Origin of the sequence: Hominisplanchenecus murintestinalis (assembly GCF_943193015.1) — a bacterium.
Taxonomy (GTDB): Bacteria; Bacillota; Clostridia; order Lachnospirales; family Lachnospiraceae; genus Hominisplanchenecus_A; species Hominisplanchenecus_A murintestinalis.
Genome location: NZ_CALPCM010000001.1, coordinates 144323 through 156865 on the forward strand (window position 1 = coordinate 144323; position 12543 = coordinate 156865).

Annotated in this window: 17 protein-coding genes; 16 read left to right on the forward strand and 1 reads right to left on the reverse strand. The window is 43.3% G+C overall.

What is annotated here, in order from left to right:
• The first annotated feature begins 7 nt into the window (after positions 1 to 7).
• From NFR99_RS00615 to NFR99_RS00640, 7 genes are all read left to right on the forward strand, one after another.
• Positions 8 to 715 carry a septum site-determining protein MinC gene (locus NFR99_RS00615; RefSeq protein ID WP_120480971.1) on the forward strand — a complete coding sequence of 236 codons (708 nt, stop codon included), beginning with the start codon at positions 8 to 10 and terminating at the stop codon, positions 713 to 715.
• Between the two features lie 58 nt (positions 716 to 773).
• Positions 774 to 1565, forward strand: coding sequence for a septum site-determining protein MinD (gene minD, locus NFR99_RS00620; RefSeq protein WP_120480970.1), 792 nt, complete (start codon positions 774 to 776; stop codon positions 1563 to 1565).
• Between the two features lie 13 nt (positions 1566 to 1578).
• Positions 1579 to 1830 carry a cell division topological specificity factor MinE gene (minE, locus tag NFR99_RS15520; protein WP_158604762.1) on the forward strand — a complete coding sequence of 84 codons (252 nt, stop codon included), beginning with the start codon at positions 1579 to 1581 and terminating at the stop codon, positions 1828 to 1830.
• Positions 1799 to 2908 (forward strand): FtsW/RodA/SpoVE family cell cycle protein, encoded by a 1110-nt coding sequence (locus tag NFR99_RS00625; protein WP_120480968.1) that lies wholly within the window; start codon positions 1799 to 1801, stop codon positions 2906 to 2908. Before minE ends, NFR99_RS00625 begins: the two co-directional genes overlap by 32 nt.
• Positions 2909 to 2921: 13 nt before the next feature.
• Positions 2922 to 3317 (forward strand): methylglyoxal synthase, encoded by a 396-nt coding sequence (mgsA, locus tag NFR99_RS00630; protein ID WP_120480967.1) that lies wholly within the window; start codon positions 2922 to 2924, stop codon positions 3315 to 3317.
• Positions 3318 to 3327: 10 nt separating this feature from the next.
• Entirely contained in the window at positions 3328 to 4338 is a 1011-nt protein-coding gene (locus NFR99_RS00635) for a D-alanyl-D-alanine carboxypeptidase family protein (RefSeq protein WP_120480966.1), read from the forward strand.
• Between the two features lie 77 nt (positions 4339 to 4415).
• Entirely contained in the window at positions 4416 to 4835 is a 420-nt protein-coding gene (locus NFR99_RS00640; protein WP_120480965.1) for a twitching motility protein PilT, read from the forward strand.
• Between the two features lie 101 nt (positions 4836 to 4936).
• On the opposite strand, the gene NFR99_RS00645 is transcribed toward NFR99_RS00640, so the two are convergent.
• Positions 4937 to 5149 (reverse strand): DUF378 domain-containing protein, encoded by a 213-nt coding sequence (locus NFR99_RS00645; RefSeq protein WP_120480964.1) that lies wholly within the window; start codon positions 5147 to 5149, stop codon positions 4937 to 4939.
• Between the two features lie 128 nt (positions 5150 to 5277).
• Between NFR99_RS00645 and NFR99_RS00650 the strand changes: the two genes are divergently transcribed.
• The 9 genes from NFR99_RS00650 (at position 5278) to dtd (ending at position 12537) form a co-directional block, all read left to right on the forward strand.
• A complete protein-coding gene (locus NFR99_RS00650) occupies positions 5278 to 6651 on the forward strand; it encodes a biotin/lipoyl attachment domain-containing protein (RefSeq protein WP_135974817.1) in 1374 nt (457 codons plus the stop codon).
• Positions 6652 to 6655: 4 nt separating this feature from the next.
• Positions 6656 to 7348: a YggS family pyridoxal phosphate-dependent enzyme gene (locus tag NFR99_RS00655; RefSeq protein ID WP_120480962.1), complete on the forward strand. Its 693-nt coding sequence runs from the start codon at positions 6656 to 6658 to the stop codon at positions 7346 to 7348.
• 13 nt (positions 7349 to 7361) lie between these two features.
• Positions 7362 to 7937: a cell division protein SepF gene (locus NFR99_RS00660; RefSeq protein WP_120480961.1), complete on the forward strand. Its 576-nt coding sequence runs from the start codon at positions 7362 to 7364 to the stop codon at positions 7935 to 7937.
• Between the two features lie 4 nt (positions 7938 to 7941).
• Positions 7942 to 8727 carry a YlmH family RNA-binding protein gene (locus NFR99_RS00665; RefSeq protein ID WP_251352193.1) on the forward strand — a complete coding sequence of 262 codons (786 nt, stop codon included), beginning with the start codon at positions 7942 to 7944 and terminating at the stop codon, positions 8725 to 8727.
• A 30-nt stretch (positions 8728 to 8757) separates the two neighbouring features.
• Entirely contained in the window at positions 8758 to 9879 is a 1122-nt protein-coding gene (aroB, locus tag NFR99_RS00670) for a 3-dehydroquinate synthase (protein WP_251352195.1), read from the forward strand.
• Positions 9880 to 9921: 42 nt separating this feature from the next.
• Positions 9922 to 10407, forward strand: a complete 486-nt coding sequence (gene lspA / locus NFR99_RS00675) for a signal peptidase II (protein WP_120480959.1) — start codon at positions 9922 to 9924, stop codon at positions 10405 to 10407.
• A 34-nt stretch (positions 10408 to 10441) separates the two neighbouring features.
• Positions 10442 to 11356, forward strand: coding sequence for an RluA family pseudouridine synthase (locus NFR99_RS00680; RefSeq protein WP_120480958.1), 915 nt, complete (start codon positions 10442 to 10444; stop codon positions 11354 to 11356).
• Positions 11357 to 11467: 111 nt separating this feature from the next.
• Positions 11468 to 12097, forward strand: a complete 630-nt coding sequence (locus tag NFR99_RS00685; RefSeq protein ID WP_251352197.1) for a cytidylate kinase-like family protein — start codon at positions 11468 to 11470, stop codon at positions 12095 to 12097.
• Positions 12094 to 12537, forward strand: coding sequence for a D-aminoacyl-tRNA deacylase (gene dtd, locus NFR99_RS00690; protein ID WP_120480956.1), 444 nt, complete (start codon positions 12094 to 12096; stop codon positions 12535 to 12537). The genes NFR99_RS00685 and dtd overlap by 4 nt, the downstream gene beginning before the upstream one ends.
• The last annotated feature ends 6 nt before the right edge of the window (positions 12538 to 12543 follow it).

Genomic DNA, 12543 nt, shown 5'->3' on the forward strand with positions numbered 1-12543 from the left:
ATACAGTATGAACCGGAATACGGTAATCATAAAAAGCAATAAATATGGGCTTATTGTCATACTGGATGATAAAATCCCCTTTGATGAGCTGTTGCTGGATCTTGCAGATAAATTTAAAGAATCCGCAAATTTTTTTAAAAATGCCAAGATGGCAGTCAGCTTCCGGGGCAGGGTGATGACAAAGCCTCAGGAAAAGATGGTAGTAGATACGATTGTAAACAATTCCGGCATCCATATTTTGTGTATTGTAGATGAGATCCCGGAGCATGAGGAATACTATCGGCAGGCAGTAGAATTGGCAGAGGAAAAACAAGAGGAGGGTGACGGGATGTTTCACCGCGGAACCCTCCGCGCCGGGCAGGTGCTGGAGACGGAGCACAGTGTGATAATTCTGGGGGATGTAAACCCCGGAGCCAATGTAATTTCAAAAGGAAATATTATTGTGCTCGGTTCCTGCCGCGGCAATGTATACGCCGGTGCGAGCGGTGACAGAGGGTGCATAGTGGCAGCCCTGGTCATGAAACCGATTCAGGTACGCATCGCAGATAAAATCGCAAGGAGTGCGATCGTGAAACGCGTGGATACGTGCGAATACAGCATGGATCCTAAGATTGCATACATAAAGGATAATCACATTTACGTAAAGCAGATTTCCAGAGATACTCTAAATGACATTTCCGAGGAGGAAGAAAATACATCAGACAGCGTGCAATGATTTTGCGGAAATGATTTAGGCGGCGCCGGGAACGCCGCTGGTTTAGGAGGATAAGAGTATGAGTGAAGTAATCGTAGTGACATCCGGCAAGGGCGGAGTCGGCAAGACAACGGCCACAGCGAATATCGGCACAGGGCTGGCGAAGCTGAATCATAAGGTAGTCATGATTGACACCGATATCGGGCTTAGAAACCTGGATGTAGTCATGGGACTGGAAAACAGAATCGTCTACAATTTGGTGGACGTGATAGAAGGGAACTGCCGGAAGAAACAGGCATTAATTCGGGACAAGCGTTTTCCGAACCTTTATCTGCTGCCGTCGGCGCAGACGCGCGATAAAACGGCGGTGACCCCAGAGCAAATGAAAAAACTTACGGATGAGCTGAGAGAGCATTTTGATTATATCCTGCTTGACTGTCCGGCAGGGATTGAACAGGGGTTTAAAAATGCGATAGCCGGAGCTGACAGAGCGATTGTAGTGACAACACCGGAAGTATCTGCTATCCGTGATGCTGACCGCATCATTGGGCTTCTGGAATCAAATGAAATTAAGAAGATAGAGCTTTTGATTAACCGTCTCCGTATGGATATGATCCGCCGCGGCGATATGATGTCTGTAGATGATGTAGTGGAAATCCTGGCGGCAAACTTAATTGGCGCCGTGCCTGATGATGAAGGGGTAGTGATTTCTACAAACCAGGGAGAGCCCCTGGCGGGGGAAGAAACCCGTGCAGGCCAGGCGTTTCTGAATATCAGCAGACGAATCATCGGGGAGGCCGTCCCCCTCATGGAATTGAGCAAACCGGAAACCTTTTTTTCCAGAATGACAGGTTTGTTTAGAAAGAATTGAGAGGGATGGGACAGTGAGAGATTTCCGTGTATTTTTTAAGAAGAACTCCGGGAGCATTGCCAGGGAGCGGCTGAAAGGTGTTATCCTTGCTGACAGGCTGTGCTGCAGTCCGGAAACTACTGACAGGATAAAGAAGGACATATCGCAGGTTCTTTCAAAATACATAGAATTGGATCATATGAAAGTAAAGATACGATTGGACATTTCGAGAGAGTCAGGACGAGGTGTAAAACATGTTAAGACAATACAAATTAAAGGACTATAAATTCAGGCTCATTCTTTGGGTGGCGGCGATTTCCGTACTTGGGATTATGGTAATCGGCAGTGCGCAGGATTCTGTGCAGAAAAAGCAGATTTTCGGATTGGGAATCGGATTAGTGCTGATGGTTACGGCATCTCTGATTGATTATTCCTGGCTGATGAATTTCTACTGGATTTATTATGTCCTTGGAACAGGTATGCTTGTTCTGGTTCTTCTGGTCGGAACAAATGTAAATGGTGCGACGCGCTGGATTGATATAGGATTTTTCAGGTTCCAGCCTTCCGATGTCATGAAGATTGTCTTGATTGTGTTTTTTGCGAAACTTTTCTCAAAGTATGAGGAAAAAATCAGTACGGTGAAAATCATTCTGTTTTCTTTAATTTGCCTTGGAATTCCGCTTGTGCTTATTATGGAACAGCCGGACTTGTCCACAACAATCAGCATTATGATGGTGTTTTGTGCAATGATTTTTATTGGAGGGTTGAGTTATAAAATAATTGGTGGTATTATAGCAGTAGCGGTTCCGCTTGTGATTCTTTTTTTCAGTTTAATCCTGCAGCCGGATCAGACAATTCTGAAGGGCTATCAGCATGACAGAATTATGGCGTGGCTGCGTCCTACAGACCCGGAATATATTGATACAGCGCTGCAGCAGTTGAATTCCCAGATAGCTATCGGTTCCGGGCAGCTTTATGGGAAAGGTTTGAATAATAATGTGGTATCTTCAGTGAAAAACGGCAATTTTATTGCAGAGCCGCAGACGGATTTTATTTTTGCAGTGGCGGGAGAGGAATTAGGTTTTTTAGGATGCTGTATCATTATTATTCTGGAGTTAATTATTGCGATTGAGTGTGTACGCATAGGCAAAAAAGCAAGGGATTTAGCCGGGATGCTGCTTTGCTGTGGATTGGCGGCACAGATATTTTTCCAAACAGGAATCAATATTGGGGTGGCCACAGGGTTGCTGCCGAATACAGGAATAGCGCTTCCGTTTGTGAGCTACGGTCTTACTTCATTAGTAAGTTTTTGTATTGGTATAGGGATGGTATTGAATGTGGGGCTTCAAATGAAAAAATATTGATGGGGGGTTCAATATGAATATAGGACTGATTGCACATGATGCAAAAAAGAAGCTGATGCAGAATTTCTGTATTGCTTACCGGGGAATTTTGTGCCGGCATGAGTTATATGCAACCGGGACTACGGGAAGGCTGGTAGAGGAGGTTACAAATCTGAATATCCATAAATTCCTGGTAGGGCATTTGGGGGGAGAACAGCAAATGAGGGCGCAGATTGAGCATAATCAGCTGGATTTGGTGATTTTCCTGCGGGATCCGCTGCAGCCAAAGTCTCATGAGCCGGATATTATGCATACGGTGCGTCTTTGCGATATGTATAATATTCCGTTGGCTACGAATCTGGCTACGGCAGAATTGATGGTGAAGTCTCTGGAAAGAGGCGATTTGGAATGGCGAGAAATGTATAGATAAGGAAACCAATATGAATCAAAGAGAGAAAGAACAAAGAGCGGCACGCAGGTTTTTGATATTGGTGGCGTTTCTGATTGTTGTATTGATAGCTGTCATATATCTGTTGTTTTTCCGTATTCGTGATATTTCTCTGGATATGGCGTATGATAAGACAAGCTCTATATTTGGCATCGGTAAGATGACGCAGGAAAATGGCAGGGCAGAGTCTTTTGCAAGTGACTTATGTGTGTCTGCGGTCGATGTGCCTCTGGAAGGATTTGAGGCGCCGGCAGAATCAGCAGCTCTGTTTAACGAGGCCGAACATGAAGTGATTTATGCGAAAGAGCTTCATGCGAAGAGATATCCTGCAAGCATTACGAAGATTATGACGACTCTGGTGGCCTTGAAGTATGGCAATCTGGATGAAATGGTTACAGTAGGCGAGGAATGCAAGAATATTGAATTTGGTTCTTCTGTATGTGAAATCCATGTGGGGGATCACTTTACCCTGCGCCAGCTTGTGTATGGATTAATGATTAATTCAGGAAATGATGCGGCGATGACGATTGCCGTACACATTGCCGGGAGTGTGGAGAAGTTCGTGGAAATGATGAATCAGGAGGCAGCAGACATTGGCGCGTCAGGCACACATTTTGTAAATCCGCATGGACTTCAGGACGAGAATCATTATACAACAGCTTATGATATATACCTGATGTTTCATGAGGCGCTAAAATATGAAGAATTCCGGGATATCATTGGGCAGCATACTTATTATGCTGAATATACGGACGCAGCAGGGGAAGAAAAGGGAGTCATGTGGGAATCCACGAATCATTATTTTATAAATGAAGCAGTTCCTCCCTCGGATGTAATGGTTTCCGGAGGAAAGACAGGAACGACAGATGAGGCAGGGGCGTGTCTCTGCCTGTACAGCCAGAATAAATATGGTGATCCGTTTATCTCAATCATCCTGAAATCGGAATCGAAGGATACCCTTTATGAAGAAATGAATGAATTATTGTCTAAAAGTAACAATTAGAGGTTGTGTTTTTTCGAATAATATATTATAATTTTACCATAATACTTGTGTCGAGAAGACTAAAGGAGGAGATTACAATGATACAGATTATAGCAGGCAGACAGGGCAAGGGAAAAACGAAACAGTTACTGGATAAGGTAAACGCAGAGATTAAGGCTGCACATGGAAACATTGTTTACCTTGATAAGAGCAGTAAGCACATGTATGAGTTGAACAATAAGATCCGTTTGATTGACGTCTCTGAATTCGACCTTCAGAATGGTGATGAATTTATGGGATTTATCTGCGGACTGATTTCACAGGATCATGATTTGGAGCAGATGTACCTTGACAATTTCTTAAAGATTGCGAAGCTTGAGGATTGTGATATTGAAGCAGCGCTGGCACGGTTAGAAGAGATAGGAGATAAATATTCCGTTACTTTTGTTTTAGGTATTTCTTTGGACGCATCAGAACTGCCAGAGACAGCTAAATCAAAAGTTATCGTTTCGTTGTAATACATACCACAGAACAAAAAGCGCAGCGCGGCATTGTATATGCAAGACCGTGCTGCGCTTTTCGTATAAGAACCTTTGCCCTGTAACAAAACAGCAGGATATTATTCCGTACCCATTTTGCCGATACGGCCGTAAGTGCTGAGCATATAAAGTCCTGCGACACCTACCAGGCCATAGACAATTCGGGATAACCAGCTCATGTCCCCGAACAGAAAAGCAACCAGGTCGAATTTGAAGAAGCCAATGAGTCCCCAGTTAACAGCGCCAATGATTATGAGTGTCAGACAAGTATAATCGATTCCTCTACTGTCCATTTCTAATGCCTCCTTGTCATGTAATAATCCTATTTTTACCGCTTTTGGTGTTTTTATACCACGAACTTTTCACTTGTCCCAGAGTTCTGTTCGTGTTAGAATAATTGGGAAAAGGAGGTTTTGCTTTGGTGAAGGATAAAAAAAGTAAGATTTCGAAACACAAAAAATATTCCTTTTTTAATATAGGCACGATTATGTTTGGCGTCCTTTTTGTTTATATGGTTATCTGCCTTGTGCTGTATCTGCAGACAGAGCATGTGACAGCCTATGAAGTAACAGCAGGACCTCTGACAGGAAATTACCGTTATACAGCGCTCACTTTGAAATCAGAAGTGCTTGTGAAGGCAAGCCAGAGCGGAACGGTCAGCTATTATGCGCGGGAAGGTCAGAAAGTTGGAATGGGAAACGGCGTCTGTTCCGTTGATGTGTCGGGAAAGCAAAGGGATATTGTGAAGAATATGGAGGCAGGATTGACAGGAGATAATCCTGAGATGATATTAAAGCTTCGCAGTCAGATGTCTACGTTTGCCATGAACTATGATTCTGTATCCTATCAGGCAGTTTACAATTTCAGATCAGATGTGGAAAGCAGCATTCTGGAGCTTGCCAATGTGAGCAGTCTCTCCGACCCGGAAGCCTGGGGGATAGAAAATTTGTACACTGCCCCGCAGGAAGGGATTGTGGTTTATTCTATGGATGGCTATGAAAACATGCAGGCTGAAAGTGTAAAACAGGCAGACTTTGACCAGATGGCTTATCAGAAAACAAATTTCCGGGTAAATGGCACTGTATCCAACGGAGATTGTCTTTACAAGCTTTTGACGGATGAAAAATGGTCGTTGCTTTTTCCAGTGAACAAGGAGATGGAAAGCGAGCTTGACGGAAGGAAATCCATCCGTTTCCGTTTTTTGAAGGATGGTACTATTTTTAGCGGAGACTTTAGCATTCTTCACAATAATGACGGCAGTTTCGGAAAAATTGATATGGAAACATCGTTAATACGATATTCCGGGGAGCGTTTTCTGGAAATTGAACTTTTGCTTGACCGGACGACAGGCTTGAAGATTCCGAATTCAGCGATAGCAAATAAGACGTTCTATAAAATACCGAAAGAATTTGCCACGTATGACGGGGAAAAACCAAAGGAAATCAGCATCGTAAAACAGATAGAAAAAAAGGATGGTTCGAAGGCTCCAAAATATGTTACTGCGACGGTATATAAAGATGAGAAAGCATATTTTCTGATAGACAGTACACAGGTTTCGGATGGAGATGTTATTTTGGCAGATGAGAAACCAATCTATACGATTAGCGACAGCGAGACGCTGGAGGGTGTTTATAATATTAACAAAGGATATGCTGTATTCCGTGAGATTACGATACTGGATAAGAATGAAGAATACTGCATTATAGAGGAAGGTGCGACTTTTGGACTCTCAGAATATGACCATATTGCACTGGACGCATCAACAGTAAACGACCAGGATATTATAGCGAGGTAATAGGATGATTAAGCAGAATCTGGAAGAGGTTGAAAGAAATATATGTGCCGCATGTAGCAGGAGCGGAAGAAAACGTGAGGATGTAACTCTGATTTCTGTCAGCAAGACAAAGCCCATAAGTATGCTGGAGGAGGCATATGCGGCAGGCAGCCGTGACTTTGGGGAAAATAAGCCCCAGGAGCTGAGGGAGAAGCAGGAGACGCTGCCAACAGATATACGCTGGCATATGATAGGGCATCTTCAGCGGAATAAAATCAAATATATCATTGATAAGGCATGTATGATTCATTCGGTAGATTCAGAAAGGCTTGCAGAGGCAGTCAGCCTGGAAGCAGGAAAGCGCGGGATTGTGATGCCGGTGCTGGTGGAAGTAAATATTGCCAGGGAAGAATCAAAGTTTGGCATATATGAGGAAGACACGCTCGCATTTATTGAGAAGATATCGGCTCTTCCGAATATCCGTGTGGAAGGGCTGATGACAATTGCCCCCTTTGTGGAAAATGCCGAAGAAAACAGGATATTTTTTAGAAAATTAAGAAATTTATATGTTGACATAAAAAGCAAAAACATTGATAATGTAACTATGTGCAATCTGAGTATGGGCATGACAGGTGATTATCAGGTAGCCATTGAAGAGGGCGCCACGATGGTACGGGTTGGAACCGGAATCTTTGGTGAACGAAATTATAAGCAATAGATAGGAGATAAGAATGGGAGTACTTGACAGATTTTTAAATGCTATGAGGTTGAATGACGAGGATGATTATGATGACGAGGATTTCCTGGATGATGAAATAGACGATGATTATGAGGAGGAACGTCCGGTCAAGAGACGTAAGTTGAAAAAGCAAAAAGAGGACGATTTTGATGATTTCGACGATTTTGACGCAGATGTGCAGCGAAAAATGAAATCCAAAACACGTCAGCCAAAGCAGTCCGGCATCTCAGCTCCAACAAACAGCAAAATTTCACCTATGCGCCCCAAAAGAAACAGTGGCATGGAAGTATGTGTAATTAAGCCAAATGAATTCAAGGATGCGGGGGCAATTACAGAGACTTTGCTTGCAAATTCCACGATTGTGCTGAACATGGAAGGTATGGACGGAGATACTGCTCAGCGTATTATTGATTTTGTATCCGGTTCCTGTTATGCAGTTGACGGAAGCCTCCAGAAAATCAGCAACTATATTTTTGTTATCACGCCTTCCTCAGTAGATATTTCAGGAGATTTTAATCAGATTCTGAATGGGGCGTTTGATGCTCCGGCGATACGCTCAAGTTATTAAATTTATGGACAAGACAGAAGAAATTTTTCAAAAACATCTCCTGGATTTGGCAAATGCTGCATTCAGGAGAGGAATACCTGTTTTTTCAGATTTTATGAATTTGAATGAATTAAATATTTTTCATAAGACGGTTCGGAAACTTTCTCATGTACAGTGGGGAGTTTTTGGCGGCTATGAAACAGCAGAGCGTCAGATAGCAGCGTTTATTCCTGATGCTCTTTATTATGAAGAGAAGACAGATTCATGGCAGAATGGCGGTATTTCTTACCCGATTTCCTGTTTGAAAATCAGTCCATTAAACAGAAAATTTGCAGATGCTCTGAACCACAGGGATTATCTCGGCGCTGTGTTGAATCTGGGAATTGAACGTTTGAAACTGGGAGATATATTGGTGGAAGAGGACGGCGCTTATTTATTCTGTACAGAGAAGATGGCCGGATTTATTTCAAGTGAGTTGACCCGGATACGCCACACATCAGTAATATGCCGTGAAGTTTTTCAGGAAAGCTTCACATTTCAGCCGAAAACAGAAATTCTCAGGGGAACGGTGGCATCTGTTCGGCTTGACAGTGTGCTTGCGCTTGCGTTCCGTGCTTCCCGAAGCAGCCTGGTTGGGCTGATTGAAGGGGGAAAAGTGTTCGTCAATGGAAAAATGGTAGTATCTAATGGATATAATTTAAAGGAAAACGATATTATTTCAGCCAGAGGAATGGGAAAGTTCCGCTACTTGGGAATGACGGCCCAAACGAAAAAGGGACGCTGTTATGTTGAGATTGAGAAATATGTGTAATCTATAGGTGAAGATGAATTGGAGGCAGTCATGGGCAAAGGGAAAGAGCGGATGTGTATTCCTGTAAAAAAAGACAATGAGACAATTTATCATATTTATCTGGAGGAATCCTTCGCGAAGCTTCCGGAGTATCTGGAAATGCTGGGAGTACAGGATAAGAGACTGTGTATTGTAAGTGACAGTACCGTGAATGCGCGGTATGGAGATGAAGTGGCAGAGTTGCTTAACGACAGGTGTTCTAAGGTGGCACGCTTTGTTTTTCCGGCGGGTGAGGAGCATAAAACTCTGGATACGGTAAAGCTTCTGTACCGGAAACTAATTGAAAATGGTTTTGACAGAAACGATATGCTGGTAGCTTTGGGGGGAGGAGTCGTAGGTGATTTAACGGGCTATGCGGCTGCTACTTATCTAAGAGGGATAGAGTTTATCCAGGTGCCGACTACGCTGCTTTCTCAGGTGGACAGTAGTATTGGTGGAAAGACAGGCGTGGATTTTGATGGTTATAAAAATATGGTGGGAGCATTCTGCCAGCCTAAATTGGTGTACATGAATATCACTGCTTTGAATACTTTGAACGATGAGCAGTTTTTCTGCGGTATGGGTGAGATTCTGAAACATGGCCTTATAAAAGACGCTGATTATTATGAGTGGGTAATTGAGCATATGTCAGAAATCAGTGAGAGAAAGTCTGATGTATTAAAGAAAATGATTTCGGCAAGCTGTGAAATTAAGAGAGAAGTTGTGGAGAAAGACCCCACGGAAAAAGGTGACAGGGCGCTTTTAAATTTTGGTCATACAATCGGACACGCGATTGAAAAGTTGATGGATTTTAAGATGCTGCACGGGCAGTGCGTAGCGCTTGGATATGTGGCGGCATCTTATATTTCATATAAACGGGAGCTGTTGAGTGCGGAAGAATTTTTTGAAATACGTGATATGAATGTGGGATTTAATCTTCCGATTTCTTTTGATGGGATTGATACGAATAAAATTCTTGAAGTTACAAAATCTGATAAAAAGATGGAGGCAGGAAAAATTAAGTTTATACTGCTGAAAGGGATTGGCCACGCATTTATTGATAAGACGGTGACAGACGAAGAAATACTTGACGCTGTTAATTACATAAACGCAGACTGCCATATAATGGACTAGTGGGCATAGGAAGTCGCTATACTGGAGAAATCGAGGTTTGATATGGAAAAAAGCAGAGTTACCATGAAGCAGATAACCGCCGGAATTGCAGGGGTTATAGTATTGACGGTTATTGACCAGCTGACGAAATTATGGGCGATTGCAGAATTGAAAGGGCAGCCGTCTATTATATGGATAAAGGGCATATTTGAGCTGCAGTATCTGGAAAACAGAGGCGCGGCCTTTGGGCTGATGCAGAATCAGCAGTGGCTGTTTTTGATATGTGTCGCCGTAGTATTGGGAGCTGCCGCTTACTTTTATTACCGTATGCCGGGAAGCGGGCGGTATCTGCCTTTGCGGCTGATTGCCGTATTTATCAGCGCAGGTGCAATAGGAAATGCGATTGACAGGATGTTCCGGGGGTTTGTAGTGGATTTCTTTTATTTCTCTTTGATAGATTTTCCTATTTTCAACGTAGCGGATATTTATGTCACAGTCTCTATGGGCTGTTTTCTGATATTGTTTTTATGTTATTATAAAGAATTATGAGCTCCGCAGGAAAACTGCGGCATTTGGTGATGCGATGGAAAAGATAGATATTTGTGTGCCGGAGAGCATTTCCGGACAGAGGATTGACAGGTTCCTGGCTGATATATTGGATGGACAGTCCCGCTCTTACCTTCAAAAGCTTGTGAAGGAAGGGCGGGTTTTGGTGCAGGGAAAATCTGTGAGGGCAAATTATAAGGTGGTTTCCGGCGAATCTATTACTGTAGAAATTCCTGATATGGAGGAGCCGGATGTCTGCCCTGAAAATATCCCATTGTCGATTCTTTATGAAGATGAGGACTTATTGGTAGTGGATAAGCCCAAGGGAATGGTTGTACATCCGAGTGCCGGCCATTACAGCGGTACATTGGTTAATGCACTGATGTATCACTGCGCCGGAAAACTGTCAGGAATTAATGGGGTGCTGCGTCCGGGAATTGTTCATCGGATAGATATGGACACTACAGGTTCCCTGGTGGTATGTAAAAATGATTTTGCCCATAGCTGTCTCGCCGAGCAGCTGAAGGAACATTCGATTACACGAAAATACAGAGCGATTGTTTATGGAGGTTTTAAAGAAGATGAAGGAACTGTGGATGCACCAATTGGGCGTCATCCGATTGACAGGAAGAAAATGTCGGTGAACCATAAGAATGGAAAAAATGCAGTGACTCATTACCGGGTATTGGAGCGTTTGGGCAAATTTACCTATATTGAATGCCAGCTTGAAACAGGGCGGACACATCAGATACGGGTTCATATGGCAGGCATAGGGCATCCGCTGTTGGGGGATGAGGTGTACGGCCCGTCTGCCAGTCCATATAAGCTGCAGGGACAGACGCTGCATGCACAGGTTTTGGGTTTTGTACATCCGCATACTCATGAATATATGGAGTTTGAGGCGCCCCTGCCGGAATATTTTGAAGGGATGCTGAATAAGCTGCGGCATTAGGAAATCTGCTTTGTAGTATATTTTTACGAAAACCATATACTTTTTCGGCGTTTTGTTGTATACTATTGCTATATTTTAAGCAATAAGAAATATAGGAAGGACGTGAAATGTATGGCATGTAAAACAGTGATCACAATTGGAAGACAGTATGGAAGCGGCGGACGTGAAATCGGTGAAAAACTGGCGGCTGAGCTTGGAGTAAAATGTTATGATAAGGAACTTTTAGAACGAGCGGCAAAGGAAAGTGGGTTGTGTAGGGAGCTCTTTGAGAACCACGATGAAAAGCCTACGAACAGCTTTCTTTATTCTCTTGTGATGGACACTTATTCCGGAGGCTATACGTCTTCAGCATTTACTGACATGCCGATTAACCATAAAATTTTTCTGGCGCAGTTTAATGCAATTAGGAAAATTGCAGAAGAAGGAGCCTGCGTCATTGTAGGGCGCTGTGCAGACTATGCATTGGCAGATTTTCCGAATTTGGTTTCGGTATTTATTCATGGCGATATGGAGTGCAAGGTAGCTAGGATTGCGTCAGAATATCAGGTAAGCAGCGCTAAAGCAAAAGAAATGATTATTAAGACAGACAAGAAGCGTGCGAGCTACTATAATTATTATTCTGACAAAAGATGGGGAGATGTTTCAGGTTATAGCCTGAGTGTAAATAGCAGTGTGTTGGGAATTGACGGCACTGTGCGGCTGCTGAAAGATTATGTTGCATTAAGAGAGGAAAAGAAATGAAGCTTGTAATTCAGAGGGTGACTCATGCGTGCGTTACGGTAGAGGGAGAGACAGTAGGAAAAATCGGAAAGGGATTTTTAGTCTTGATTGGAGTCGGGCAGGCGGACAGCCGGATACAGGCAGATGCCCTTATGAAAAAAATGATTGGACTGCGGATTTTTGAGGATAGTGAAGGAAAGACAAATTTGTCACTCGCAGATGTAAAGGGAGAACTGCTTCTGGTATCACAATTTACACTGTATGCAAATTGTAAAAAGGGAAATCGGCCAAGTTTTACTGAGGCGGCGCCGCCGGCCTTGGCTGAGGAACTGTATGAGTATATGATTACAGAATGCAGGAAGCGGGTTGCTGTAGTGGAGACTGGGCGGTTTGGAGCGGAGATGAAAATAGAGCTCTGCAATGACGGACCATTTACAATTGTGCTGGATTCGGATAAATAGTGTTTC